The 24,455-nt window shown below is 65.8% G+C and carries 25 protein-coding genes; 14 read left to right on the top strand and 11 right to left on the bottom strand.

Features of this window, described 5'->3' with window-relative positions; all coding sequences use genetic code 11:
- Positions 1–8: 8 nt before the first annotated feature.
- The 3 genes from ACTIEZ_RS12880 to rsmI are packed head-to-tail and all read right to left on the bottom strand — an operon-like array spanning position 9 to position 2,046.
- Positions 9–806: a transglutaminase family protein gene (locus ACTIEZ_RS12880; protein ID WP_439547087.1), complete on the bottom strand. Its 798-nt coding sequence runs from the start codon at positions 804–806 to the stop codon at positions 9–11.
- Positions 807–812: 6 nt separating this feature from the next.
- Positions 813–1,178: a YraN family protein gene (locus ACTIEZ_RS12875; RefSeq protein ID WP_439547086.1), complete on the bottom strand. Its 366-nt coding sequence runs from the start codon at positions 1,176–1,178 to the stop codon at positions 813–815.
- A complete protein-coding gene (gene rsmI / locus ACTIEZ_RS12870; RefSeq protein ID WP_439547085.1) occupies positions 1,168–2,046 on the bottom strand; it encodes a 16S rRNA (cytidine(1402)-2'-O)-methyltransferase in 879 nt (292 codons plus the stop codon). Before rsmI ends, ACTIEZ_RS12875 begins: the two co-directional genes overlap by 11 nt.
- On the opposite strand from rsmI, the gene ACTIEZ_RS12865 reads away from it, so the two are divergent.
- Complete coding sequence (locus ACTIEZ_RS12865; RefSeq protein WP_439547084.1) at positions 2,047–3,312, top strand: penicillin-binding protein activator; 1,266 nt, start codon at positions 2,047–2,049, stop codon at positions 3,310–3,312.
- A gap of 47 nt (positions 3,313–3,359) precedes the next feature.
- Here ACTIEZ_RS12865 and hemW read toward each other — a convergent pair whose 3' ends face one another.
- From hemW to rph, 3 genes are read right to left on the bottom strand one after another with little or no spacing between them, the layout of a single operon-like run.
- Positions 3,360–4,583, bottom strand: a complete 1,224-nt coding sequence (gene hemW / locus ACTIEZ_RS12860) for a radical SAM family heme chaperone HemW (RefSeq protein ID WP_439547083.1) — start codon at positions 4,581–4,583, stop codon at positions 3,360–3,362.
- Positions 4,584–4,585: 2 nt separating this feature from the next.
- Positions 4,586–5,200 carry an RdgB/HAM1 family non-canonical purine NTP pyrophosphatase gene (gene rdgB, locus ACTIEZ_RS12855; protein ID WP_439547082.1) on the bottom strand — a complete coding sequence of 205 codons (615 nt, stop codon included), beginning with the start codon at positions 5,198–5,200 and terminating at the stop codon, positions 4,586–4,588.
- Positions 5,197–5,913 (bottom strand): ribonuclease PH, encoded by a 717-nt coding sequence (rph, locus tag ACTIEZ_RS12850; RefSeq protein ID WP_439547081.1) that lies wholly within the window; start codon positions 5,911–5,913, stop codon positions 5,197–5,199. Before rph ends, rdgB begins: the two co-directional genes overlap by 4 nt.
- A 103-nt stretch (positions 5,914–6,016) precedes the next feature.
- Here rph and hrcA point away from each other — a divergent pair, with 103 nt between their 5' ends.
- From hrcA to ACTIEZ_RS12835, 3 genes are all read left to right on the top strand, one after another.
- On the top strand, positions 6,017–7,069 hold the full coding sequence (hrcA, locus tag ACTIEZ_RS12845) for a heat-inducible transcriptional repressor HrcA (protein ID WP_439547080.1): 1,053 nt from the start codon (positions 6,017–6,019) through the stop codon (positions 7,067–7,069).
- Positions 7,066–7,596: a nucleotide exchange factor GrpE gene (locus ACTIEZ_RS12840; RefSeq protein WP_439547079.1), complete on the top strand. Its 531-nt coding sequence runs from the start codon at positions 7,066–7,068 to the stop codon at positions 7,594–7,596. Before hrcA ends, ACTIEZ_RS12840 begins: the two co-directional genes overlap by 4 nt.
- 105 nt (positions 7,597–7,701) lie before the next feature.
- Complete coding sequence (locus tag ACTIEZ_RS12835; protein WP_439547078.1) at positions 7,702–8,928, top strand: class I SAM-dependent methyltransferase; 1,227 nt, start codon at positions 7,702–7,704, stop codon at positions 8,926–8,928.
- A gap of 4 nt (positions 8,929–8,932) precedes the next feature.
- On the opposite strand, the gene rlmN is transcribed toward ACTIEZ_RS12835, so the two are convergent.
- The gene (gene rlmN / locus ACTIEZ_RS12830) at positions 8,933–10,261 is read right to left on the bottom strand and encodes a 23S rRNA (adenine(2503)-C(2))-methyltransferase RlmN (protein ID WP_439547077.1); all 1,329 of its coding nucleotides are present in this window, start codon (positions 10,259–10,261) and stop codon (positions 8,933–8,935) included.
- 74 nt (positions 10,262–10,335) lie between these two features.
- Here rlmN and ACTIEZ_RS12825 point away from each other — a divergent pair, with 74 nt between their 5' ends.
- Positions 10,336–10,866: a DUF2306 domain-containing protein gene (locus ACTIEZ_RS12825; protein ID WP_439547076.1), complete on the top strand. Its 531-nt coding sequence runs from the start codon at positions 10,336–10,338 to the stop codon at positions 10,864–10,866.
- On the opposite strand, the gene ACTIEZ_RS12820 is transcribed toward ACTIEZ_RS12825, so the two are convergent.
- Together ACTIEZ_RS12820 and ACTIEZ_RS12815 are read right to left on the bottom strand one after the other, a co-directional pair.
- On the bottom strand, positions 10,863–11,705 hold the full coding sequence (locus tag ACTIEZ_RS12820; RefSeq protein WP_439547075.1) for a helix-turn-helix domain-containing protein: 843 nt from the start codon (positions 11,703–11,705) through the stop codon (positions 10,863–10,865). The two genes, ACTIEZ_RS12825 and ACTIEZ_RS12820, sit on opposite strands and share 4 nt — an antisense overlap.
- 185 nt (positions 11,706–11,890) lie before the next feature.
- Positions 11,891–12,664 (bottom strand): glucose 1-dehydrogenase, encoded by a 774-nt coding sequence (locus ACTIEZ_RS12815; RefSeq protein ID WP_439547074.1) that lies wholly within the window; start codon positions 12,662–12,664, stop codon positions 11,891–11,893.
- A 118-nt stretch (positions 12,665–12,782) separates the two neighbouring features.
- Between ACTIEZ_RS12815 and def the strand changes: the two genes are divergently transcribed.
- Together def and ACTIEZ_RS12805 are read left to right on the top strand one after the other, a co-directional pair.
- Entirely contained in the window at positions 12,783–13,352 is a 570-nt protein-coding gene (gene def, locus ACTIEZ_RS12810; protein WP_439547073.1) for a peptide deformylase, read from the top strand.
- A gap of 59 nt (positions 13,353–13,411) precedes the next feature.
- Complete coding sequence (locus ACTIEZ_RS12805; protein WP_439547072.1) at positions 13,412–13,792, top strand: virulence factor; 381 nt, start codon at positions 13,412–13,414, stop codon at positions 13,790–13,792.
- A 12-nt stretch (positions 13,793–13,804) separates the two neighbouring features.
- On the opposite strand, the gene ACTIEZ_RS12800 is transcribed toward ACTIEZ_RS12805, so the two are convergent.
- Positions 13,805–14,479 carry an SDR family NAD(P)-dependent oxidoreductase gene (locus ACTIEZ_RS12800; RefSeq protein ID WP_439547071.1) on the bottom strand — a complete coding sequence of 225 codons (675 nt, stop codon included), beginning with the start codon at positions 14,477–14,479 and terminating at the stop codon, positions 13,805–13,807.
- 46 nt (positions 14,480–14,525) lie between these two features.
- Complete coding sequence (purF, locus tag ACTIEZ_RS12795; protein ID WP_439547070.1) at positions 14,526–15,992, bottom strand: amidophosphoribosyltransferase; 1,467 nt, start codon at positions 15,990–15,992, stop codon at positions 14,526–14,528.
- An 85-nt stretch (positions 15,993–16,077) separates the two neighbouring features.
- On the opposite strand from purF, the gene hisI reads away from it, so the two are divergent.
- The 7 genes from hisI (at position 16,078) to ACTIEZ_RS12760 (ending at position 24,282) form a co-directional block, all read left to right on the top strand.
- On the top strand, positions 16,078–16,452 hold the full coding sequence (gene hisI / locus ACTIEZ_RS12790) for a phosphoribosyl-AMP cyclohydrolase (RefSeq protein ID WP_439547069.1): 375 nt from the start codon (positions 16,078–16,080) through the stop codon (positions 16,450–16,452).
- Positions 16,449–17,663, top strand: coding sequence for a cytochrome P450 (locus ACTIEZ_RS12785; protein ID WP_439547068.1), 1,215 nt, complete (start codon positions 16,449–16,451; stop codon positions 17,661–17,663). Before hisI ends, ACTIEZ_RS12785 begins: the two co-directional genes overlap by 4 nt.
- Complete coding sequence (locus ACTIEZ_RS12780; RefSeq protein ID WP_439547067.1) at positions 17,660–18,274, top strand: NAD-dependent dehydratase; 615 nt, start codon at positions 17,660–17,662, stop codon at positions 18,272–18,274. Before ACTIEZ_RS12785 ends, ACTIEZ_RS12780 begins: the two co-directional genes overlap by 4 nt.
- Positions 18,275–18,307: 33 nt before the next feature.
- Complete coding sequence (locus tag ACTIEZ_RS12775) at positions 18,308–18,820, top strand: MerR family transcriptional regulator (protein ID WP_439547066.1); 513 nt, start codon at positions 18,308–18,310, stop codon at positions 18,818–18,820.
- A gap of 1 nt (position 18,821) precedes the next feature.
- Entirely contained in the window at positions 18,822–20,612 is a 1,791-nt protein-coding gene (locus ACTIEZ_RS12770; RefSeq protein WP_439547065.1) for an acyl-CoA dehydrogenase C-terminal domain-containing protein, read from the top strand.
- Positions 20,613–20,751: 139 nt separating this feature from the next.
- The gene (locus tag ACTIEZ_RS12765; protein ID WP_439547064.1) at positions 20,752–21,963 is read left to right on the top strand and encodes an acetyl-CoA C-acetyltransferase; all 1,212 of its coding nucleotides are present in this window, start codon (positions 20,752–20,754) and stop codon (positions 21,961–21,963) included.
- A 135-nt stretch (positions 21,964–22,098) separates the two neighbouring features.
- On the top strand, positions 22,099–24,282 hold the full coding sequence (locus ACTIEZ_RS12760; RefSeq protein ID WP_439547063.1) for a 3-hydroxyacyl-CoA dehydrogenase NAD-binding domain-containing protein: 2,184 nt from the start codon (positions 22,099–22,101) through the stop codon (positions 24,280–24,282).
- Positions 24,283–24,455: the final 173 nt, after the last annotated feature.

Here is a 24,455-nt window from a genome sequence, read left to right as displayed (position 1 = left end):
GGATGCTTTCAGTTGTCTGATCTTGCCAGCGCTGCAAGCGTGGTGCGGATGCGTGCCCCAAGTGCAGGATCATGGGTGGTTTCCAGCATCGCGGTCAGGCTGGCGCGCGCCGCGCCCATGCGGCCGAGGCGCTGTTCCAGCCGGGAGCGTTCCCACCACAGCGCGCTCATCTGCGGCGCCACGATGGTCAGCCGTTCATACAGGGTCAGCGCGCGGACGACATCACCGGCCAGCCGCGCCCGGCTGGCCTGATTGGAAATCAGCCGCACCAGCATCTGGCGATTGCCGAGCACCGGAAAACGGCCACCGATCGGCATGCCGCCGCCCTGGCGGGCGATATCGGCGGCGCGGGCCTGCGTCACGCTGCTGCCATGTTCGAACGGGTCGATCAGTGCCGGGGTGCTGCCGCCGTGCACTTCCACCAGCACATGGCCGGGCAGCGACAGTGCATCGGCGCGCCAGCCGACGCGGCGCGCCAGCGCCACATACAGGATCGACAGCGCAATCGGCAGGCCGCAGCCGCGTGTCGCCACCGCCACCAGATCGGCATTCAACGGATTGTCATAATCCGCGGTATCGCCGGTGAAGCCGCCATCGCCGGCAATCAGCCCGGCCAGCCGCAGCGCGCGCGCCTGGCCGTTGGCGGGGGCATTTTCGCGCTGCAGGCTGATCGCCCAATTCTGCATCAGGTGGCGCAGGCGTGATGCATCGCCGCGCGGCCGGTCTGCCAGGCTGAGTGCGATGCAGGCCTCGATCAGATCGATGTCGCCATCGTCCATCAGGCCGATTGTGCCCAATTCCGTCACGCTCAATCACCATCCATCCCGCCAGATTGCCACCAGATGCACCGGCAGCGCCCATGGCCTGATCACCACCGCGTCGTGCCTGATCGCGGCCCCCGGCCAGCCATGGCGCGGAGCCAGCCAGCGGGCCGCAGCCTTACAGCGCCGCGCCGCCGCAGGATGCAGTGCCGCAACGCCAGAGTCGAGAGCGGCGCGCGCCTTCACCTCCACGAACACCAGTGCATCGCCGTGGCGCATCAACAGATCAATCTCCCCCACCGGCGTTTTCAGGCGCTGGCCGATCAGGCGATAGCCCTTGGCCATCAGCCAGGCCGCTGCGATTCGCTCGGCGATGCGGCCCCAACGTTCGCGGCGCTGGCGCTGCCTATTCGCCATTCTTCAACACCAGCGCACGGGCATAGGCTTCGGTTTTCGACACGCCCAGCGCTTCGGCCACGGTGCGCGCCGCGTCCTTCACCTTCATCGTCGCCAAGGCAGCGTGCAGGGCCGAATCGAGATCATCTGCGGTGGCCGCCGCCGCGGGCAGGGGCGGACCAACCAACACGACAATCTCCCCCCTGGGTGGTGCATCGGCCCAGCGCGCGGCGAGTTCGGAGAGCGGCCCGGTGACCATCTCCTCATATCGTTTGGTCAGTTCACGGCCCACCCCGGCCGGCCGGTCGCCCAGACCGTCGTGCAACGCAAGCAACGTCGCCGCCAGCCGCGGCCCCGATTCGTAGAAGACCAACGTGGCCGGCACATTTGCCAGTTCGGCAATGGCGTCGCGCTTGGCCTTGTCCTTGGCGGGCAGGAACCCGGCGAACAGGAAGCGGTCGGTGGGCAGGCCGGCGATCGACAGCGCGGCAATCGCCGCGCAGGCGCCGGGCACTGCCACCACAGTCACGCCGGCGTCGCGCGCATCGGCGACCAATTTGTAGCCGGGATCGGAAATCAACGGCGTGCCGGCGTCCGACACCAGCGCCACCGGCTCGACAGCCGCGCGCGCGATCAGGCCGGGGCGCACGCTGGCGGCATTATGATCATGATAGGGCTGCATGCGGGTGGTGATGGCGAAATGATTGAGCAGCCGGCCGGTGACGCGCGTGTCTTCGCAGGCGATCAGACTGGCGCTGGCCAGCACCCGCACGGCGCGCGCGGTCATGTCGCCAAGATTGCCGATTGGCGTCGCCACGATATATAGGCCCGGCGCGAGGCTGGCTGGCTCCTCAGCGGAGACTGGTTCGGAAGAAGGATGTTCGTGCACATGGCTATCAAGAGCGGTCTTGGCCGCAACTGGCAAGTCTTGCAGCCGGTCGTGCTGGCGCTGACGATACTGGTTGCCGGCTGTTCGGCGCCGCGCCGCGCGCCGCCGCCGGTCACGGCAGCGCCGCCACCTGCCGCCGTTGAAGCGCCGCGCCCGGCGCCGCTGCCGGTAGCAAAGCTGAACAAGGTGGCGCTGCTGGTGCCACTTTCGGGCGCCAATGCCGCGCTGGGGGAATCGATTGCCAATGCCGCGGCCATGGCAATGGTCGATCTTGGGCAGCCGCAGGTGCAGCTGATCACCTATGACAGCGCGCCCAGCGCCGGCGAAGCGGCTGCCAAGGCGGTGGCAGAGGGTGCCGGGTTGATCCTGGGGCCGTTGCTGGCCAGCGATGTGCCGGCGGTCAGCGCCGCCGTCGCCGGGCGGCCGGTGCCGATCCTGTCCTTCTCCAACGATGCCGGAGTCGCCAGCGTTGGGCCGGGCGGCGACGTGTTCGTGCTGGGTTTTCAGCCGGGGCAGGCGATCAACCGCGTCGTGTCCTATGTGCGCAGCCGCGGCATCGAACGTTTCGCGGCGCTGGTGCCGCAGGGCGCCTATGGCCAGCGGTCGCAACTGGCCTTCGTAAAGGCGGTGAATGATGCCGGCGGGCGTTCGACGGCGGTGGTCAGCTATGGCCGCGATCCGGAAAAAATGGCGCTGGCCGCCCGCCAGGTCACCAATCATGATGCGCGGCTGCGGGCCAGCGGCAAGCCGACCATCCGCCCGGATGGCACGGTGGCGCAAGTGGCCGGTGCGCTGGCGCCTGTGCCGTTCCAGGCATTGATGATCGCCGATTCGGGCAACACCGCACTGCGGTTCCTCACCCCGCTCGCCCGTTACGGCGCTGCGCCGGGGCAGGTGGTGATCCTGGGCACGGAGCTGTGGAACAACGAACCGGGCCTCGCGCGGGTGCCGGCATTGAAGGGCGCACTTTATGCCACCGTGTCGGATGTGCGCTTCAACCAGATGGCGGCCCGCTATCGCGCCAAGCACGGCGGTAACCCGTCACGCCTCGCGTCGCTGGGCTATGATGCGGTGTTGCTGGCGCACAGCCTGGCGGCGCGCTGGCCGCTCGGGCAGCCGTTCCCGCGCGCCGCGTTGATGGCGCGCGATGGCTTTGCCGGCATCGATGGTGCCTTCCGCTTCACGCCGGCCGGCGTGGCGGAGCGGGCGCTGGAGGTGGACCAGATCGGCACTGGCGTTGTGTCGCCGGCGCCGACGTCGTTCTGAGCCAATCTCGCAAGACGTTCAGCGCGCAGGGCGTTACCGGACCGCCCCTACTGCGCAATCGCCGCCAGCACGGCATTGGCCAGCGGCCACCCCGCCGCCGTCAGCCGCAACCCGCGTGCATCGGCCTCGATCAGCCCCTGCGTGGCCAGTCGCGCCACTGCGTCCGGCTTTACTGCATCTGCCAGCGCCACCCCCGCGCGGGCTGCAAACCGCGCCGCATCCAGGCCTTCGGCCAGCCGCAGACCCATCACCAGCGCTTCGCTGGTGCGTTCCTTGATGGTCAGCGGCGCCTCGCTCTCCATGCCGTGTCCGGCGTCGGCGATGCTGGCCAGCCAGGCCTCCGGCTTCTTGCGGCGCAGCGTCGCCATACCCTCGCGCCGCCCATGCGCCCCCGGCCCGATGCCGGCATAGTCGCCATAGCGCCAGTAGACGAGATTGTGGCGGCTTTGCTGGCCGGGGCGGGCGTGGTTGGAGATTTCATAGGCCGGAATGCCCGCCGAGGCTGTGGTCTCTTGCGTGAGGGCGAACAGATCGGCGCTGGCGTCCTCATCCGGCATCACCAATTGCCCCCGCGCATGCAGGGCGGCAAAGCGCGTGCCGGGTTCGATGGTGAGCTGGTAGAGCGACAAGTGGCTGGTGCCGAAGCCGATGGCGCGAGCGAGCTCGGCCTGCCAGCTTTCCCGGGTCATGCCGGGCCGGTCGTAGATCAGATCGAAGCTGACCCGGCTGAACATTGCCTGTGCCACATCCAGCGCCGCCAGTGCCGCCGCCACATCATGCGGACGGCCGAGCAGTTTCAGCGCGTCATCATCGAGCGCCTGCACGCCCAGCGACAGCCGGTTGACGCCAGCCGCAGCAAAGCCGGCAAAGCGCGCAGCTTCGACGCTGGAGGGATTGGCTTCCAGCGTGATTTCGATGTCACCTTCAGGCGGCCAGTGCGCCGCTGCGGCTTCGATGATGGCGGCCACAGTGGCGGGCGGCATCAGGCTGGGCGTGCCGCCGCCGAAGAAGATGCTGGCCAACCGGCGGCCGGGCAGGCGCGCGGCTTCATACGCCAGATCGGTTATCAGGGCGGCCTGCCACTGCGCCTGATCCACCGAGGCGCGGACATGGCTGTTGAAATCGCAATAGGGGCATTTGGTGACGCAGAACGGCCAGTGGACGTAAAGGGCGACACGCCCCTCCCGTTGAGCTTCGCTCGCCTGCGGCTCAGGGGAGGGGCTGGGGGTGGGGAATGACGACGCGAGCGTTCCTGCCTCCCACGTCCCCACCCCTAACCCCTCCCCTGAAGTGGAGGGGAACTGGGCAACAGAGCCTTCAATGACCCGAACGCCCGCGCCCGGTGATTGTCGGCCTCTTTTTCCGCCCGGGTCATCTCGCCATAGGTCTGGTCGCGGCCCGCCATCAGGAACATCGGGTCATAGCCAAAGCCATTGCCGCCACGCGGCGGCCACACCAGGGTGCCGTCCACCCGGCCTTCCACCACTTCGGTATGGCCATCCGGCCAGGCCACGCACAGCGCGCAGATGAAATGTGCGGTGCGGGGCTTGTCGCCCAGTTCGTCGTTCACCCGCGCCATTGCGCCGGAAAAATCCTTGGCTAGGCCGGCCCAGCGCGCCGAATAAATCCCCGGCGCACCGTCCAGCGCATCGACACACAGGCCGCTGTCATCGGCAATCGCCGGCAAGCCGCTCAGTGTGGCGGCGCTCAGCGCTTTCAGCCGGGCATTGCCGATGAAGCTGTCCTCGGTCTCCTCCGGCTCGGGCAAGCCTAGCGCGCCTGCCGACACCACGTCCAGCCCATGGGGCCCGAGCAGTTCCGCAAGCTCCACCACCTTGCCTGGATTGTGGGTGGCCAGCACCAGCCGGCCCGGCTCAAGCAATCTCATCGGCCCACCGCAGCCAGTTGTGCGGCGAACACCTGATTGCAGCCGATGCGCGCCAACCGCAGCAGGCGCAGCAAGGTTTCCTCGTCGAACGGCTCGCCCTCGGCCGTGCCCTGCACCTCCACGATGCCGCCCCTGTTGGTCAGCACGAAATTGGCGTCGGTGCCGGCATTGCTATCCTCGATATAGTCCAGATCGAGCACCGGATTGCCTTCGTACACGCCGCAGGAAATCGCGGCGACCTGGCTGCTGAGCGGGTCGGCGGCCAGCGGTGTGCGGGCGTGGATATGATCCAGCGCCAGCCGCAGCGCCACCCAGGCGCCGGAGATCGCCGCCGTGCGGGTGCCGCCGTCGGCCTGGATCACATCGCAATCCAGCGTGATCTGGCGTTCGCCCAGCGCCACCAGATCGGTGACGGCGCGCAAGGATCGCCCGATCAGCCGCTGGATTTCCTGGGTGCGGCCCGATTGCTTGCCCTTGGCGGCTTCACGGCTGCCGCGGGTGTGGGTGGCACGCGGCAACATGCCATATTCGGCCGTCACCCAGCCCTTGCCGCCGCCGCGCAGCCACGGCGGCACCCGGTCTTCGACGCTGGCCGTCACCAGCACATGGGTGTTGCCGAATTTCACCAGGCAGGATCCTTCGGCATGGGCCGAAAAACCGGGAATCATCTCGATCGACCGCATCTGGTCGGGGGTGCGGCCGGATGGGCGCATGGGGCAGGCCTTTCTGATATGAATTGTGTTGGCCTTATTGCGTGCCGGTCATGAAGGGAAGCGCCCCATTGCACGCGCGGCCCTGCGGCCATACAACAGAGCCATGCAGCAGACGAGCCAACCAACCTTGGCGCTGGCCGAACTCAACGATCGCGCACGCTCAATCTTCCGACAGATCGTCGACGCCTATCTGCTCTCCGGCGCGCCGGTGGGCAGCCGTACCTTGTCGAAGGGGGGCGGACTGGGCCTGTCGCCGGCCTCCATCCGCAATGTCATGCAGGATCTGGAGGAGCTTGGCCTGCTCGCTGCGCCGCACACATCCGCTGGTCGTTTGCCGACTGAACTGGGCCTTCGGATGTTCGTCGATGGCATGATGCAGGCCGCCGAAGTGTCGGAGGATGAACGTGCCGCGCTGGAGGCCGGGCTGGCACCGGGCGTGGCCATGGAGGACGCGCTCACCCGCACCACCGCGGCGCTTTCGGGCCTGTCGCAGTGCGCCGGGCTGGTGCTGGTGCCGGCGCGCGAGATGATCATCCGGCAGGTGAGCTTTGTGCCCTTGTCGCCGCAGCGCGCGCTGGTGGTGCTCGTCGGCGCCGACGGCAGTGTCGAAAATCGCCTGCTCGATCTGCCGCCCGGCGTGCTGCCCGGCACGCTGGAGGCTGCCGCCAACTACATCAGCACGCGCCTCGCCGGCCTCACCCTGGCCGAGGCGACGCGGCGGCTGGAACAGGAAATCGACGCGCAGCGTGCTGCGCTGGATGCCATCACGCAAGCGGCGGTGTCGGCGGGCCTGGCGGTGTGGTCGGCCGATGCCACGGCGCGCCCGGTGCTGATCGTGCGCGGCCAGGCGCAGTTGATCGAAGGCGAGATGGACCTGGATAAAGTGCGGCAGTTGCTCGATGATCTGGAGGACAAGGCCGAGCTGATCCGCCTGCTGGACATGGCGCGCGGCGCGGACGCCACCCGCATCTTCATCGGCGCCGAATCGCGGCTGTTCTCCTTGTCCGGCTCCAGCGTGATTGCGGCGCCGTATCGCGGCAACGATGGCCGGGTGATCGGCGTTGTGGGAGTTATCGGGCCAACGCGGTTGAACTATGCCCGCGTCATCCCCATGGTGGATTACACCGCACGAACCCTGAGCAGATTGGTATCATGACCGACGCAACCGACACACAGGACATCCCCGAAGCCCCGGAGGCTGCGGAAACCGGCCGCGAACTGGAAATGGCTGAGGCATTGCTGGCCAAGGACCAGGAAATTGCCGAGCTGAAGGATCGCGTGCTGCGCGCCCTGGCCGACGTGGAGAACACCCGCCGCCGGCTGGAGCGCGACAAGGCCGAAGCCACGCAATATGCCGTCACCAACTTTGCCCGCGACATGCTGGCCGTGGCCGAAAATCTGCGCCGCGCTGTCGCTTCGCTGCCGGCCGAGGGCTTTGACGGCGTGCGCGCCGGCATCGAAGCCACCGAGCGTGAGCTGATCGCCATCTTTGGCCGCCAGGGCATCACCCGCATCGAGATCACCGCCGGGGAGCCGCTGGACCCCAACCGGCATCAGGCAATGATCGAAGTGCCGAGCGATCAGCCGGCGGGCAGCGTGGTGGCCGAACTGGCCAGCGGCTGGACCATCCGCGATCGTCTGCTGCGCCCCGCCATGGTCAGCGTGGCGCGGGCGCCCGAGTGAGGGTTGGCGTGATCTGCGCACGCTCAACATCCGGGCGTGCGATCACAACCATGTACCGAATGTAACCATTGCCGTGGTGGCCCATTTACCGCCATGCATATCGCCATGATCCTGTTTGACCGCTTGTTTCGGCGCTTTGTGCGCGAAGGTGAGTTCGAGGTGGTGGATCCCACCGGCCAGGTCCGCCGCTATGGCGCGCCAATGGCCGGGCGGGCGCCAGTGCGGGTGCGCATTGCCGACGCGGCCACGGCGCGTGCCATCGCGTTGAACCCGGCGCTGGGCGCGGGTGAGGCGTTCATGGATGGGCGATTGGTGCTGGAACAAGGCGACATCCTCGCGCTGCTCGATCTGATCACGTATAATTTGCGCTGGCAGCGCGACAATCCGGTGCGTTTTGCGCTGTGGCGGCAGGCGCGCATCGCGGCCTGGTGGGATGGCATCAATTTCGCGCGGCGTTCGAAACGCAATGTCGCGCATCATTATGATCTGGATGATCGGCTGTACGATCTGTTTCTCGATCCGCACCGGCAATATAGCTGCGCCTATTGGGCGCCGGGCGTCGAGACACTCGAAGCCGCGCAGGAGGCCAAGCTGGCGCATATTGCGGCCAAGCTGGACCTTCGGCCAGGGATGCGCGTGCTGGATATCGGCTGCGGCTGGGGCGGCATGGCGCGTTATCTGCACAAGGTTTCAGGCGCGCAGGTGCTGGGCGTGACATTGTCGGAGGCGCAACTGGCCTATGCGCGGGCCGAAACCGCGCGGCAGGGCCTGACGGGGGTCGAGTTTCAACTGATCGATTATCGCGCCGTGACCGGACAGTATGACCGCATCGTGTCGGTGGGCATGTTCGAACATGTCGGGCTGCCGCATTATCGTGCCTTTTTCGATACGGTCGAGCGGCTGCTGGCAACCGATGGCGTCGCGCTGATCCACACCATCGCGCGCGCCGATGGGCCGGGCGCCACCGATCCGTGGACGGCGAAATATATCTTCCCCGGCGGCTATGCCCCGGCGCTATCCCAGATCATGCCCAGCATCGAGCGCGCCTGGCTGTGGTGCACCGATATCGAAGTGCTGCGCCTGCATTATGCCCACACGATCAAGGTCTGGTATGATCGCTGCGTTGAACGGCAGGCGGATATCGCCGCCATCCACGACGATCGATTCCTGCGCATGTGGCTGTTTTACCTGGCGTCGGCCTGGTGTGCCTTTGTCAATGATGGCCACATGAATGTGCAGATCCAGCTCACCAAACGCCGCGACACGCTGCCGTTGACGCGGGGCTATATGGCCGATGTGGAGCGTGGGTTGCCGGGTGGGGTGGTGGGCTAGGGGATCAATCCACCCAGCCCAGTTCCTTCTCCGCCGCCCGCCGGTCCAGCTCCGCCCGGCTGATCTTTTCGGATGCCGATTTCAACTGGCCGCAGGCTGCCATGATATCCCGGCCGCGCGGGGTGCGCACCGGCGCCGAAATGCCGGCCTCGAAGATGATGTTCGAAAACGCCCGGATGCGTTCTGGCGATGAACATTCATAGGCGCTGCCCGGCCACGGGTTGAACGGGATCAGGTTGACCTTGGCCGGCAGGCGATAGCGGCGGATCAGGCGCACCAGTTCGCGGGCATCCTCGTCGCTGTCGTTCTTGCCGTTCAGCATCACATATTCGAAGGTGATGCGGCGCGCGTTGTTGGCGCCGGGATAATCGGCGCAGGCCTGCAACAGTTCCTCGATGCCATATTTCTTGTTGATCGGCACGATCTCGTCGCGGATGTCCTTGGTGACGGCGTGCAGTGACACCGCCAGATTCACCCCGATCTCATGGCCGGCCTTGGCCATCATCGGCACCACGCCGCTGGTCGAGAGCGTGATCCGCCGTTTCGACAGGCCCAGCCCATCGCCATCCATCACGATCTGCAGCGCATCGCGGACATTGTCGAAATTATACAGCGGCTCGCCCATGCCCATCATCACGATGTTGGTCAGCATGCGGCCTTCCGGCGTGTAATTGTTGCCCGCATTGTGCGCGCCGGGGATGTAGGGCCGGTCGTCCTCATCATCGTCGGTATCGGGCAACGCCGGCAGGCTGGCGGTGCCGTTCGGCCATTCGCCCAGCGCATCGCGCGCCAGCATCACCTGGCCAACGATTTCGGCCGGCGTCAGGTTGCGCACCAGCTTCATGGTGCCGGTGTGGCAGAAACGGCAGTTGAGCGTGCAGCCGACCTGGGACGACACGCACAGCGTCCCGCGCCAGGCATCCGGAATGAACACGCATTCCGCTTCCTCGCCATCATCGAACCGCAGCAGCCATTTGCGGGTGCCGTCGCTGGACACTTGCGCCGTCACCACTTCCGGGCGGCCGACGACGAAATGCTGATCCAGCACGGCCCGCATGTCCTTGGCGATATTGGCCATCGCCTGAATTTCGGTGACGCCGCGATGATAGAGCCAGTGCCACACCTGTGATGCGCGCATGTTGATCTGCTTGGCCGGGATGCCGATGTCGGCCAGTGCAGCGCGCAGTTCGGTCCGCGTCATGCCGATCAGCATACGCTTGCCATCGGCACGGCCACCAGCCTTGCGGGGCAGCACCATCGGATCGGACGGGCCGGGGATCGGCATTACCGCGGCGGGCAGCACGGCGTCATCAGCTTGCACATTCTCAGTCATCGCGGCGCCATATACCAATATTGCCTGTGCGAAAACTGCTTGCACCGTCACGGGCTTCGCGACAGTTTTGCCGGGTGGGAGTTGAAACCATGGTGACACGCGCGGTCGAAACCAATGCGGGCGTCCTGTCCAACCGCAATCTGGCCATCGCCACGGCCGCACTGCTGGTGGTGATGCTGGCGGCGATGGCGCGCGGCGCTGCGCAGTTTCCGTTGCTGCCTGTGCTGGTGCAGCTTCATCTGATGGCGATGGTGGCGATCATGGCGATTACCGTGCCGATGCTGCTGCGCGCCAAGGGCACACCGGGCCACCGCCTGCTGGGGCGCGTGTGGGCCGCGCTGATGTTCGGCAATGCGCTGATCACCCTGTGTTTCAACGCCGGGTCAAGCCAGTCGGGCGGCGTATTCGCCGGGGATTTCTCGCCGATCCATGCCATCAGCCTGTTCGTGCTGCTGATGGTGCCGACGGCGTTACGGCGCGCGCGCCGGCATGATGTGGCCGGCCATGAAAGCGGCATTCGCGGCCTGGTGATCGGCAGCCTGCTGGTCGCCGGTTTCTTCACCCTGCCGTTTGGCCGCACCATGGGCAGTTGGCTGATGGGTTAACTTGCTGCGTGGTGCAGCCCCTGCACGATGGCGCCGGCGGTGCGCATCCGCTCGATCGCGGCGCGGCGCATCATCTGGCGCGGCGAATGGAAATAGGCCAGCGGCGTCATCCCCATGTAACTGCGGAATTCGCGGATGAAATGTGACTGGTCAAAATAGCTGCCGTGCAGCAGGCTAGCCAGCGGCTGATCGAGCTGATCGCCGATTTCGGCCAAGGTGCGCAAGAAACGCTGCCGCCGCAGCAGGCGTTTGGAGGAGAAGCCGAACACCCGCAGGCACAGGCGCGCGCAAGTGCGCTCGTTCAGGCCCAACCCCTCGGCAAAGCCGTGCACCGTGGTGATATCGCCATCGATCAGGGCCTGTTCCAGCATCGCAATCTGCGGGTCCAGCGGCGCCGCGCCGGCGATCTGCGCGAAATAGTCATCAAACAGGGCCGGCATCGCAGCCCATTCGCGGGCCTGCAGCGCCGCCGACAGGGCCTCGGCACGTGGGCCATGCAGCGCCGCCAGATCGCATTGGCGATTGGCATGGGCATCAGCGGGCTGGCCAATCAAGATCTGCCAGCCCTGCGCCGTCAGCCCGACGCCCACCATCGCGGCCTGGCCGCAGGCGGTGACGGTGGCGGTGCGGTCGCTGGGCCCGAACAGCCCGGCCCGCGCCGGGGTCGGGTCGCTGCAGCCAGGCCTTGTCACCTGCCAATCACCGCGCAGCGTGAAGCGGATATTGCCCCATTCGGGATGCAGATGGTCTTCCAGCGGTGCTGCCGACGTCACGTGATAATAAGTGGTGATCAGCGGCCGCAGCGCCGGCGCTGGCAGCGCGAAGGTCACGACCGGCATGGGATCTTCGGTGTAAACTGCGCAGCGCGTGAACGCGGGCGGAGTCCAGACGGGGAGATCATATCCCGATGTCCGCGCCAACATCATGCCAAGTGCCGCCATGGCGACAGCTTGAGCACGCGCGGCCTGCGGTGTGATCCCCCTTATGGCTATTCGGACGCCCGCCGTGCCCGGCCGGCCGGCGCTCACATGGCACTGATGCCGCCATCGACATACAGGCCGTGGCCGGTGACCATCTTGGCTTCGTCGCTGGCCAGATAGACCGCCGCCCAGGCGATATCATCCGGTTCGCCAACGGCGCCCAGCGGGATCTGCCGGCCCAGTTTGGCCAGGCCTTCCTCGCGGCCCATGCGGCTGGTGATGCCATCCAGGATCGGCGTGTCGATGAACACCGGGTGGATGCTGTTGCAGGTGATGCGATATTGCTGCTTGGCACAGTGCAGCGCCACGCTCTTGGTCAGGTGGCGCACGGCGGCCTTGGCGCTGTTGTAGGCGGCGCTGTTGTGGGCAGCAATCACGCCGGCGATACTGCTGATGTTGATGATGCTGCCGCGCACGCCCGTTTCGCGCACGGTGCGCGCCATGGTGGGCAGGGACAGTTTGCAGCCCAGGAACACGCTGTCCAGATCGATGCTGTGCACGCGTTTCCAGGTGTCGAAATCGGTGGCCTCCACCGTCGAACCCGCCGCAATGCCGGCATTGTTGACCAGCACATTAAATCCGCCCCATTTTCCTTCCGCAAAGGCAACAGCCGCGTCCCAGTCTTCGGGGCTGGTCACATCGTGGCGGCACGAAACGGCAGCGTCCCCGATGCTGGCCGCCACTGCCGCCACGCCGGCTTCGTTGATGTCGGTCAGGATCAGCTTGGCGCCTTCTTCGGCCATGCGCCGTGCCATCGCTTCGCCCAGCCCCTGTGCTGCGCCGGTGATCAAGGCCACCTTGCCTGCCATGCGGTTCATATCATTGCCTCCCCTTGAAATTCGTTGCCGCCCACGCTGCCCTGCTGCGCGCACGGGGGCAAGCTGAGACTATTGCGCCACTCTTGACGCTGGCACATGCGCACCATACCTGCCAGCCATGGCCATTCTTCCCATCATCGAAACGCCCGACGCGCGGCTGAAACAGATCAGCACGCCGGTTGCCACGGTTACCGATGCGCACCGCACGCTGATCGCCGACATGTTCGAGACGATGTACGACGCGCCCGGCATCGGCCTGGCCGCCATCCAGGTTGGTGTGCCGGAACGCATCCTGGTGATCGATCTGCAACCCGAAGCCCCAGAAGACCTTGGCTCCACGCCCGAAGACGCCGATCCCGAAACCATCGTGCGCGTGAAACAGCCGCGCGTGTTCATCAATCCCGAAATCACCTGGGCATCGGAAGAACACAGCATCTACCAGGAAGGCTGCCTGTCCGTCCCCGAAATGTATGCCGATGTGACGCGGCCGGCCCGCATCCGCGTGACCTGGCTGGATGAGAAGGGCGCCGGCCATGACGAGGAAATCGACGGCCTGCTCGCTACCTGCCTGCAGCACGAGATGGACCATCTGAACGGCGTGCTGTTCATCGATCATCTTTCCAAGCTGAAGCGCGACATGCTGCTGAAGAAGCTGGAGAAGATGCGCCGGACGGGGCGGGCGGCATAAACTGCTGGTTGCATGGGCGCGATTCGTTTATTCTCGGAAAATGAGAATGGATGTGCGCCATGAACGCGATTGAGACATCATCGTTTCAGAAATTGCCCCGTTTGGCGCGTCCCGGCCACAACAGCGGCAAAGGCAATTCCATGTATGCAATCGTGTTCGATCTGGACACCAATACGCTTGCCAACACGTATCACGGCAATTCGCCGAACAATGCCTATTACGATATCCGCAAGATACTGACCGGCTACGGCTTCGACTGGCAGCAAGGCAGCACCTATTTTGGTGGCCCGACGGTAGATGCGGTGACGTGCGTGCTGGCCGTACAGGATTTGGCTTCCCAATATGCCTGGTTCCAGCCATCCGTCCGCGATATTCGCATGCTGCGCATCGAGGAGAACAACGATCTCATGCCTGCCGTTGAGCGCGGTGCGCGGCGCTGAGTGCCGCAAAGGTTATTGCATCACCGCCTCGACAATCATCTGCGCCGCATCCTCCGGCGGCTTCAGCCGGGCCGGGTCCTCACCCGGATAGGCGGCGGCGCGCATCTTGGTGCGGGTGGCGCCCGGATCGATTATGTGGGTGCGGATGGGGCTGATATTGCGCACTTCGGCGCCATAAGTGTGCACCAGATTTTCCAGCGCCGCCTTGGTCGCGGCATAGCCGCCCCAATAGGCGCGCGGTGACGCCGCCACCGACGACGTCACCGCCACCAGAGTTGCCGCCTTTGCCTGGCGCAGCCACGGGTCAGCGGCGCGGATCAGCCGCATGTTGGCGGTCAGGTTGATCGCCACCAACTGGTCCCATTCCTTCAGGTTCAGATGCGGCACCGGCGCCAGCGTGCCAAGCAGCGCGGCATTCAGGATCAACGCATCCAGCCGCCCCCAACGCCCGCCGATGGCCTGGCCCAGCCGATCGATGGCATCGAAATCGGCGAGATCGAACGGCGCGATGGTGGCGGTGCCGCCGGCGGCATGGATGCGGTCATCGACTTCGGCGAGCGCCTTTTCAGTGCGCGCGGTCAGGATCACATGCCAGCCGGCGGCCGCCAGCAGCTCGGCGGTGGCGGCACCGATGCCGCGGCTGGCGCCGGTGATGAGGGCGAGAGGCTTATCTGTGGTTTCGGTCATTCGGCGTGATTAGGGGCGCGGGCAGGGCAGGGCAAGCACTGCGGCGTCAGATCACTCGTTCGGCCAGCAAGCTCAGTTGATCCGGCACTTCGACATCTTCCTGATCGGTCAGCCGCGTCGGATAATCGCCAGTGAAGCACGCATCGCAATGTTGCGGGGCATGTTCGTCGCGGCCAGCTTCGCCAACGGCGCGATACAGGCCATCGATCGACAGGAACGACAGGCTGTCCACCTTGATGAAATCGCGCATCCGCTCGACGTCCATCTGCGCTGCCAGCAGCTTGGACCGCTCCGGCGTATCGACGCCATAATAGCAGCTGTGCCGCGTCGGCGGGCTGGCGATGCGCATATGCACTTCTTCGGCGCCGGCTTCACGCAGCATCTGCACGATCTTCACGGAAGTCGTGCCGCGCACGATGCTGTCGTCGATCAGCACAACACGTTTGCCGGTGATCATCGCGCGGTTGGCATTATGCTTCAGCTTCACGCCCAGGTTGCGGATCTGATCGCCGGGCTGGATGAAGGTGCGGCCGATATAATGGCTGCGGATGATGCCCAGTTCGAACGGAATGCCGCTTTCCTGGGCATAGCCGATCGCCGACGGCGTGCCGCTGTCCGGCACCGGCACCACGATATCGGCGTCCACCGGATTTTCGCGCGCCAGTTCGGCACCGATGCGTTTGCGCACCTGATAGACGCTGCTGCCATCGACCATCGAATCGGGCCGGCTGAAATAGACATGCTCGAAAATGCATGGCCGCGGGCGCTGCGCCGCGAATGGCCGGATCGACCGCAGCCCGCGGCCGGTGATGATGATCAGCTCGCCCGGCTCCACGGCGCGCAGGAAGGTGGCGCCCACCATGTCCAGCGCCACGGTTTCCGACGCAAGAATATAGGAATCGCCCAGCCGCCCCAGCACCAGCGGCCGGATACCCAAAGGATCGCGGCAGGCCAGCATGCCTTCGCTGGTCAGGCACAGCAGACTGTAGGCGCCTTCCACCCGTTTCAGCGCATCGATGAAGCGATCGAGCAAGGTGCGGTACGACGACGTGGCGACCAGGTGGATGATCACTTCGGTATCGCTGGTCGATTGGAAGATGCTGCCGCGCCGCACCAATTCGCGGCGCAGCGTGGTGGCGTTGGAGATATTGCCGTTGTGCGCGACCGCAAAGCCGCCGCTGGCCAGTTCGGCAAACAAGGGCTGCACATTGCGCAGCGCGGTTTCGCCGGTGGTGGAATAACGGTTGTGGCCGATGGCGATCTCGCCCTTCAGCGCGTTGATGATCGCATCATTGTCGAAATTGCCCGCGACATGCCCCATGGCGCGGTGGGTGTGGAATTCCTTGCCATCGAAGGTGGTGATGCCAGCGGCTTCCTGGCCGCGATGCTGCAGCGCGTGCAGGCCGAGCGCGGTGATCGCGGCCGCCCCTTCCGCCCCATAAACGCCGATCACCCCGCATTCCTCGCGGAGATGATCTTGCTCCCACGGGTCAGTTGCTAGAATCGGATCCATGGGGTGGCCTTTGTCAACGGGCGTATGGTGGGCATATAGGGCGCGGCGGCGGATTTGTCTGCCCTTTTGACTCGGATTTTGTCACATGAATGCAACGCTGGACGAAACATCGGTGTTTACGCCTCGCTGGGGCGCCGATGGTCTCATCACCGCCGTAACCGTGGATGCCGCATCGGGCGCCGTGCTGATGGTCGCGCACATGAACGCCGATGCGCTGGCCGCCACGCTGGCCACCAACGAAGCCCATTACTGGAGCCGCAGCCGGCGGGAACTTTGGCACAAGGGCGCCACCAGCGGCGCCATCCAGCGCGTGGTGGAAATCCGCGTCGATTGTGATCAGGATTGCCTGCTGCTGATGGTAGAACCGGCCGGCCCGGCGTGCCACACTGGCCGTATCAATTGTTTCTATCGCCGGCTCGGCAACAATGGTCTGGAACCGGTCACGGAGCGTAGCGCATGAGCGAGGACATCCCCACCGGCCTGCAGATGACGGTGTTTGACGAGGTGTTCCGCAATCGCCCAGCCGAACGATTCGCTGCGTTGCGCGCCGCCGATCCGGTGCACAATGATACCATGCTCGGCCGCGTGCTGCTCACCCGCGCTGCCGATGTGGCCGCCGTGCTGAAGGATCGCAGCCTGTCCGTCGACCAAAGCAACGCCGCGCCGGACACCATCGTGCAGCGCCTGACCACGCAGCAGGATCGTGATGCGCCGCGATCGATGCTGGTGCTCGATGATCCCGATCATGCCCGCTTGCGCCGGCTGGTGACCCACGCCTTCAACGCGCGAGCCATCGATGCCATCAAGCCGCGGGTCGCCGAGGTGGCGGATGAACTGCTCGATGCGGTCGCCGGTCACAGCGCGTTTGATCTGATCGAATCCTATGCCTCACCGCTGCCGATCATCGTCATTGCCACCATGCTGGGTGTCGATGCGGCGGATGTCGGCGATTTCCGGCGCTGGTCGAAAGGGCTGGCCAATGTCTTCTCGCCGATCCGCACGCCCGAATTGCTGGCCGGGCTGCAGGCCAATGCCGATGAGCTGAGCGCCTATTTCGAACGGGCGATTGCGCAGCGCCGCGCCGCCCCGCGCGGCGACCTGATCAGCGCGATGATCGCGGTGGAGGAGGGCGGTGACAGCCTCTCCACCCAGGAAATCGTCACCATGTGCAACCTGCTGCTGCTGGCCGGCAATCTGACGACCACCGATCTGATCGGCAATGCCACGTTGGCCCTGCTGCGCCATCCCGATCAACTGGCAGTGGTGAAGGCCAATCCGGCGCGCATGGCGGACGCCATCGAAGAGACGCTGCGCCTCGATCCGCCGGTAATGCAAAGCCTGCGCATCCCGCTGGCGCCGCGCGAAATCGGCGGCTGCCCGGTCCGCGCCGGCGAAGCGCTGACCACGTTCCTGATGGCCGCCAGCCAGGACCCGGCGCTGCATCCCGATCCGCTGCGATATGATATCAACCGGGCCGACAAGACGCATTTCGCCTTCGGCGGCGGCGTGCATTTCTGCCTGGGCGCACCGCTGGCCCGCGCCGAAGCCGAGATCGCGCTCAATAAACTCTTTGCCCGCTTCCCCGATCTGGCGCTGACCGGCGCACCGATCGAGCGCAACCTGTCGGCGGCGTTCAACGGTGTGCAGGCGCTGTGGGTGCGGCCCGCATGATCCTGCTGGCCGGGGCGACCGGCCTGGTTGGTGGTCTGGTGTTGGGGCTGGTGCACGATGCCATCCCCGTCACCCGCCGGCCGATCGTGGGCCATCCCGGCGTCGTCGCTGATTTCGACGATCTGCCGCCGTTGCCGCCCGCCAGCGTCGCCGTTTGCGCATTGGGCACCACCCGCGCCAAGGCCGGCAGCGATGCCGCCTTCCGCGCGGTCGACATGCAAGCCGTGCTGGCCTTCGCCAGCGCCGCACAATCGGCTGGCGCGGTGCATTTCATCCTGGTCTCGTCCGTTGGTGCCGATCCGAAGTCGCGCCTGCTCTATCCGCGCACCAAGGGCGAGGTGGAGGCGGCGCTCGAACGGATGCACTTTGCCCGGCTCGACATCCTGCAACCCGGCCTGCTGATCGGTCCCCGCGCCGAACGCCGCCCGGTGGAGGCGCTGCTGCAACGGCTGGTGCCACTGCTGAACCCGATCCTGCCGGCCGCCATGGGCAGCCTGCCCGCGGCGGCCGTCGCGCACGCCATCGTCGCGCTATCGACTCAAGGCGCGCCCGGTGTGTTCCGCCACGACAACCGCGCCATTCACCGGCTGGCCGGCCGGGGCTTTGCTTGACCTTTACGTAAACGTCACCTACCCCGTGCGGCCATGAATGACATGGCCCAAGTCCCCGCAATCGACCCGCTTGCCGCCGAATTGTTGCGGGCTTTTGCCACCGCCCCTGCGCCGCCGGCGCCGGCCGACGCCAAGCAGTTTTCAATCACCGAGCTGGCGCTGGCCTTCAACGTGACGCCGCGCGCCATTCGATTTTATGAAGACCAGGGACTGATCGCGCCGGAACGGCAGGGCCAGAACCGCATCTATTCCCCCCGCGATCGCGCCCGGCTGGCGTGGATCCTGCGTGCCAAGAATGTCGGCTTCAGCCTCGCCGAAATCCGCGAGATGATCGATCTTTATGATGTCGGCGATCATCGCCAGACGCAGAAGCGCGTGACGCTGGAAAAATGCCGCGCCCGCATTGCGCTGCTCGCCGAACAGCGCGCCGATATCGATGCCACCATCGCCGAATTGCAGAATTTCTGTGCCATCGTTGAAGGCTCGCTGCGGTCGCAACAGGCGGGCGACAGCAAGCCGACCCGCGCCGCCACGAAAGGACGCTGACATGCCCCGTTATCACGCTCCGGTGAAGGATACGCTGTTCGTGCTCGATGCCGTGGCTGGCCTGCACGATCATGCCGATGTGCCGGGCTTCGCCGCGCTCACCCCCGATCTGGTGGAGGCCGTGCTGACCGAAGGCGGCAAATTCTGCGGCGAAGTGCTGGCGCCGCTCAATCTGCCCGGGGACCGGCAGGGCTGCACCCGCCATCCCGATGGCAGCGTGACGACGCCCGATGGCTTCCGCGACGCCTATGCCCAATTCTGCGAAGGCGGCTGGGGCGGGCTGATCGCCGACGAACATCATGGCGGGCAGGGCCTGCCCTATGTGATGGGCGCGGTGCTGCAGGAGTATATCGGCGCCGCCAACATGGCGTTCGGCATGTACCCCGGCCTGTCCGAAGGCGCGCAGGCCGCCATCGAAGTGGTCGGCAGCCCCGAGCAGAAGGCCAAGTGGTTGCCGCCGATGGTGCACGGCCGCTGGACCGGCACCATGAACCTGACCGAACCGCATTGCGGCACCGATCTGGGCCTGATCCGCACCCGCGCCGAACCGCTTTCCAACGACAGCTATGCCATTACCGGCACCAAGATCTTCATCTCCGCCGGCGAGCATGATCTGGCCGAGAACATCATCCACCTCGTGCTGGCCAAGACGCCGGGCGCGCCGGACAACGTGAAGGGCATCAGCCTGTTTCTGGTGCCGAAATTCCTCGTGAACGACGATGGCAGCCTGGGCGCGCGCAACGGCGTGTCCTGCGGCAGCATCGAGCACAAGATGGGCATCCACGCCAACGCGACGTGCGTGATGAACTATGATGGCGCCACCGGCTATCTGTTGGGCGAGGAGAACAAGGGCCTCGCTGCCATGTTCATCATGATGAACGCCGCGCGGCTGGGGGTGGGCATCCAGGGCCTGTCCCAGGCCGATGCCGCCTATCAGAACGCCGTGGATTACGCGAAAGGCCGCCTGCAGGGCCGCAGCCTGACGGGGGCGAAGAACCCGGAAGGCAAGGCCGATCCGATCATCGTCCACCCCGATGTGCGCCGCATGTTGATGGACGCCCGTGCCTATACCGAAGGGATGCGTGCCCTGGTGCTGTGGAGCGCGATCCGTGTTGATCTGGCGCGCAAATCGCCCGACGCGGCGGCGCGCGAAATGGCCGACGACCTCATCAGCCTGCTGACGCCGGTCATCAAGGGCTATGGCACCGATCGCGGCTATGAAGTCGCCACCAATTGCCAGCAGGTGCTGGGCGGGCATGGCTATATCGCCGAATGGGGCATGGATCAGTTCGTGCGCGATGCCCGCATCGCCATGATCTACGAAGGTACCAACGGCATCCAGGCGCTCGATCTGGTCGGCCGCAAGCTGGGCGCCAAGGGTGGCCGCGGCACCCAGGCCTGGCTGGCGCTGGTCGGCAGCGATCTCGGCGCCGCCACTGATGATCGCCTGGCGTTCATCACTGCGCCGCTCTCCACCGCACTCGGCGATGTGCAGGCCGGCATCATGTGGCTGCTGCAAAACGGCATGGCCAATCCCGATCACGCCGGCGCCGGGGCGACGGCGTTCATGCGGATGATGGGCCATGTGGCGCTGGGCCATATGTGGCTGAAAATGGCCGACGCATCGCTGGCCGCGCTCGATGCCGGTACGGCGGACCCGGATTTCCACCAGGCCAAGCTCACCACCGCCCGTTTCTTCGCGGCGCGCGTGTTGCCGGAAACGTCCGGCTTGCGTGCCCAGCTGGAGGCTGGCGCCGATACGGTGATGGCGCTACCCGCCGAGATGTTTTGACACTGCTCCCCTCCCCTTCAGGGGAGGGGCTGGGGGTGGGGACGTGCCACCCTTCGCCCAATTACTTGTTCTTGATCATCATTCCCCACCCCCGACCCCTCCCCTGAAGGAGAGGGGAGACGCAGAAAGGGCCCGACCAATGACCGAAGCCTATATCTACGACGCCGTCCGCACCCCGCGCGGCAAGGGCCGCAAGGACGGCAAGCTGCACGAGATCACCCCGATCCAGCTCGCCACCCAGGTGCTGCAGGCGGTGCGCGACCGCACCGGCATCGATACGGCGGACGTGGATGATGTGGTGCTGGGCTGCGTCTCCCCGGTCGGCGAACAGGGCAGCGACATCGCCCGCATCGCCGTGCTGAACGCCGATTATGCCGAAACCACTGCCGGCGTGCAGATCAACCGTTTCTGCGCATCGGGCCTGGAAGCCACCAACATGGCTGCCGCCAAGGTGATGACCGGTGAAGCCATGTTCGCCATCGGCGGCGGCGTCGAATCCATGTCGCGCGTGCCGATGGGCAGCGACGGCGCCGCCTGGGCGATGGACCCGGCCGTCGCGTGGAAAACCTATTTTGCACCGCAGGGCATCGGTGCCGATCTGATCGCCACCAAATATGGCTTCAGCCGCGCCGACGTGGACGCTTACGCCATGGAATCACAGCGTCGCGCCGCGCAGGCCTGGGCCGAAGGCCGCTTCAAGGGCTCGATCGTGCCGGTGCGCGACGTCATCGGCGAAGTCGTGCTCGCGCACGATGAACATATGCGCCCGCAGACCGACATGCAGAGCCTCGGCGGCCTCGCCCCGGCCTTCCAGGTGATGGGCGAACAGATGCCCGGCTTCGATGCGATTGCGCTGATGCGCTATCCAGAGGTGGAGAAGATCGATCACGTCCACCACGGCGGCAATTCGTCGGGCATCGTCGATGGCGCTTCTGCTATCCTGATCGGCAACAAGGAAATGGGCGAGAAATACGGCCTTCGCCCCCGCGCCCGCATCCGCGCCATGGCCAGCATCGGCAGCGAGCCGATGATCATGCTCACCGGCCCCGAATTCGTCGCCGCCAAAGTGCTGCAACGCGCCGGCATGACCAAGGACGACATCGACCTGTTCGAATTGAACGAAGCCTTTGCCAGCGTCGTGCTGCGCTACATGCAGGCGTTCAACATCCCCCACGACAAGATCAACGTGAACGGCGGCGCCATCGCCATGGGCCACCCGCTGGGTGCGACGGGCGCGATGATCCTGGGCACCGTGCTCGATGAACTGGAACGCACTGGCAAGGGCACCGCGCTGATCAACCTGTGCGTCGGCGCCGGCATGGGCACAGGGACCATCATCGAGCGCCTCTGACTGCTCCCCTCCCCTTCAGGGGAGGGGCTGGGGGTGGGGATTGTCCCACCTGCGCCCAACTCATTGTTCGCAAACCACCATTCCCCACCCCCTACCCCTCCCCTGAAGGGGAGGGGAGACGAAAGGGACCTCAATATGACCACAGCCATCCACACCGATCTCGATGCCGACGGCATCCTCCTGCTCACCATCGACGTGCCCGGCCAGTCGATGAACGTGATCACCCCCGAGGTGCAGGCCGATCTGGCCGCCGCCATCGAACGGCTGAAGACCGATGATGCCGTGAAGGGCGCCGTCCTCACCAGCGGCAAGCCCAGCGGCTTCATGGCCGGCGCCGATCTGAAAGGCATGGGCGCGCTGTTCGGCGGCGCTGGTCTGCCCGAAGGCAAGAGCAAGATGGCCGCGCTCTTCGACGGCGTGTTCACCCTCAACAAATTGCTGCGCGATCTCGAAACCTGCGGCAAGCCGGTCGCCGCGGCCGTGAACGGCCTCGCGCTCGGCGGTGGCCTCGAATTCATCCTCGCCTGCCATTATCGGGTGATTGCCGACAATCCCAAGATCACGCTGGGCCTCCCCGAAATCATGGTCGGCCTGTTCCCGGGGGCCGGCGGCACCCAGCGCCTGCCGCGCCTGATGGGCATTCAGCCGGCGCTGATGTACCTGCTGCAGGGCAAGAACATGTCCCCGCAGGAGGCGCTTGGCTTTGGCGTCGCCCAGGAAATCGCGCCCGCAGACGAGATCGTGGCCCGCGCCAAGGCCTGGGTGAAGGCCAATCCCAAGGGCGGCGTGCAGCCGTGGGATAACAAGACTTTCAAGATGCCCGGCGGGCCTGCCTCGGCCATGGCGCCCGGCTTCGCGCAGATGTTCGTCGGCGGCGTGGCGATGACGCACGTGAATGCCGGTGACAACATGAACGCGCCCAAGGCGATCCTGAGCGCGGTTTACGAAGGCACGCAGGTGCCGATGGACCTCGCCATCCGCATCGAATCCAAATATTTCGCCAAGGTCGTGGCCGACCCGCAAGCCGGCAACATGATCCGCAGCCTGTTCGTGTCGAAACAGGCCGCCGAAAAGGGCGCCCGCCGCCCGGCCGGCATTGCGCCGATGCCGACGAAGAAAATCGCCATGCTCGGCGCCGGCCTGATGGGCGCAGGGGTCGCCATGGTGACGGCGCAGGCCGGTATCGAAGTGGTGCTGCTCGATCGTGATCTGGCGGCGGCTGAAAAGGGCAAGCAATATACCGCCGACCGGCTCGTCAAGAAGCGCATGGACCCCGCCAAGGCGCAAGTGATCCTCGATCGCATCCACCCCACGGCCGATTATGCCGATCTGGCGGGCTGCGATCTGATAATCGAAGCCGTGTTCGAAACCCGCGAGATCAAGGCGGAGGTGACCAAGGCCACCGAAGCCGTGGTCGGCCCAGATGTGATTTTCGGCTCCAACACCTCAACCCTGCCGATCACCGGCCTCGCCAAGGCGTGGAGCAAGCCGGCGAATTTCATCGGAATCCATTTCTTCTCGCCGGTGGAAAGAATGCCGCTGGTGGAAATCATCGTCGGCAAGGAAACCGGGCCTGAAGCCATCGCCAAGGCGCTGGATTATGTCGCCGCCATCCGCAAGACGCCGATCGTAGTGAATGACAGCCGCGGGTTTTACACCTCGCGCTGCTTTGGCACCTATGTGCAGGAGGGCCTGTCGCTGCTCGGCGAGGGCACGGTGCCGGCGCTGATCGAGAATGTCGGCAAGCAGATGGGCATGCCGGTCGGCCCGCTGGCGGTGAACGACGAAGTCGGCCTGGATCTGTCGTACAAGGTCGGCCAGCAGACCCGTGCCGATCTGGGTGATGCCTATGTCGCCGGCCCGGCCGATGGCGTCATCACCAGGATGTACGAACTCGGCCGCCAGGGCCGCAAGAACGCGCGCGGATTCTATGTTTATCCCGAAGGCGGCAAGAAATTCCTCTGGCCGGAACTGTCGGAAACCGTCGCCGGCGGCCTGTCCGAAACGCAGCCCACGCCGGCCGAGGTGAAGGAACGCCTGCTCTATCGCCAGCTGGTGGAATGCGCGCGCTGCTTTGCCGAAGGCGTGCTGGAAACCCCGCAGGATGGCGATCTCGGCGCCATCTTCGGCTGGGGCTTCGCGCCGTTCAGCGGCGGGCCGTTCAGCCATATGGACACGGTGGGCATCGCCAATGTGGTCGCCACGCTGGACCGGCTGGCACAGCAACACGGCGCGCGGTTTGCGCCGCCGCAATTGCTGCGTGACATGGCAGCCGCCGGCGATAGCTTCTACGGCGTGGCGGCCAAAAAGGCGGCGTGACCTTCTGCTCCCCTCCCCTTTAGGGGAGGGGCCGGGGGTGGGGACGTGCCACCAAGCGCAGTCCTTCGATGTACAGGGGGGGCCCCCCCCCCCCCCCCCCCCACGGGGGGGGGGGGGAAAAAAAAAAAAAAAAAAAAAAACAACCCCCCCCCCCCACCCCACCACCCCCCCAC

The sequence above is a fragment of the Sandarakinorhabdus sp. genome, from assembly GCF_051860625.1.
GTDB lineage: Bacteria > Pseudomonadota > Alphaproteobacteria > Sphingomonadales > Sphingomonadaceae > Sandarakinorhabdus.
The sequence above is the reverse complement of the archived record's forward strand: the minus strand, read 5'-3'. Positions and strand labels throughout refer to the sequence as shown.

Bases quoted from the DNA above. Each gene is read 5' to 3' on its own strand.
- ACTIEZ_RS12765 (WP_439547064.1), top strand. From the start codon at position 20,752: ATGACCGAAGCCTATATCTACGACGCCGTCCGCACCCCGCGCGGCAAG.
- ACTIEZ_RS12770 (WP_439547065.1), top strand. From the start codon at position 18,822: ATGCCCCGTTATCACGCTCCGGTGAAGGATACGCTGTTCGTGCTCGAT.
- rph (WP_439547081.1), bottom strand. From the start codon at position 5,913: ATGCGCCCATCCGGCCGCACCCCCGACCAGATGCGGTCGATCGAGATG.
- ACTIEZ_RS12760 (WP_439547063.1), top strand. From the start codon at position 22,099: ATGACCACAGCCATCCACACCGATCTCGATGCCGACGGCATCCTCCTG.
- ACTIEZ_RS12775 (WP_439547066.1), top strand. From the start codon at position 18,308: ATGAATGACATGGCCCAAGTCCCCGCAATCGACCCGCTTGCCGCCGAA.
- rlmN (WP_439547077.1), bottom strand. From the start codon at position 10,261: ATGACTGAGAATGTGCAAGCTGATGACGCCGTGCTGCCCGCCGCGGTA.
- def (WP_439547073.1), top strand. From the start codon at position 12,783: ATGGCCATTCTTCCCATCATCGAAACGCCCGACGCGCGGCTGAAACAG.
- ACTIEZ_RS12780 (WP_439547067.1), top strand. From the start codon at position 17,660: ATGATCCTGCTGGCCGGGGCGACCGGCCTGGTTGGTGGTCTGGTGTTG.
- ACTIEZ_RS12815 (WP_439547074.1), bottom strand. From the start codon at position 12,664: ATGAACCGCATGGCAGGCAAGGTGGCCTTGATCACCGGCGCAGCACAG.
- ACTIEZ_RS12785 (WP_439547068.1), top strand. From the start codon at position 16,449: ATGAGCGAGGACATCCCCACCGGCCTGCAGATGACGGTGTTTGACGAG.
- ACTIEZ_RS12805 (WP_439547072.1), top strand. From the start codon at position 13,412: ATGAACGCGATTGAGACATCATCGTTTCAGAAATTGCCCCGTTTGGCG.
- rdgB (WP_439547082.1), bottom strand. From the start codon at position 5,200: ATGAGATTGCTTGAGCCGGGCCGGCTGGTGCTGGCCACCCACAATCCA.
- hrcA (WP_439547080.1), top strand. From the start codon at position 6,017: ATGCAGCAGACGAGCCAACCAACCTTGGCGCTGGCCGAACTCAACGAT.
- ACTIEZ_RS12865 (WP_439547084.1), top strand. From the start codon at position 2,047: ATGGCTATCAAGAGCGGTCTTGGCCGCAACTGGCAAGTCTTGCAGCCG.
- ACTIEZ_RS12840 (WP_439547079.1), top strand. From the start codon at position 7,066: ATGACCGACGCAACCGACACACAGGACATCCCCGAAGCCCCGGAGGCT.
- ACTIEZ_RS12800 (WP_439547071.1), bottom strand. From the start codon at position 14,479: ATGACCGAAACCACAGATAAGCCTCTCGCCCTCATCACCGGCGCCAGC.
- ACTIEZ_RS12820 (WP_439547075.1), bottom strand. From the start codon at position 11,705: ATGCCGGTCGTGACCTTCGCGCTGCCAGCGCCGGCGCTGCGGCCGCTG.
- purF (WP_439547070.1), bottom strand. From the start codon at position 15,992: ATGGATCCGATTCTAGCAACTGACCCGTGGGAGCAAGATCATCTCCGC.
- hisI (WP_439547069.1), top strand. From the start codon at position 16,078: ATGAATGCAACGCTGGACGAAACATCGGTGTTTACGCCTCGCTGGGGC.
- ACTIEZ_RS12835 (WP_439547078.1), top strand. From the start codon at position 7,702: ATGATCCTGTTTGACCGCTTGTTTCGGCGCTTTGTGCGCGAAGGTGAG.
- ACTIEZ_RS12875 (WP_439547086.1), bottom strand. From the start codon at position 1,178: ATGGCGAATAGGCAGCGCCAGCGCCGCGAACGTTGGGGCCGCATCGCC.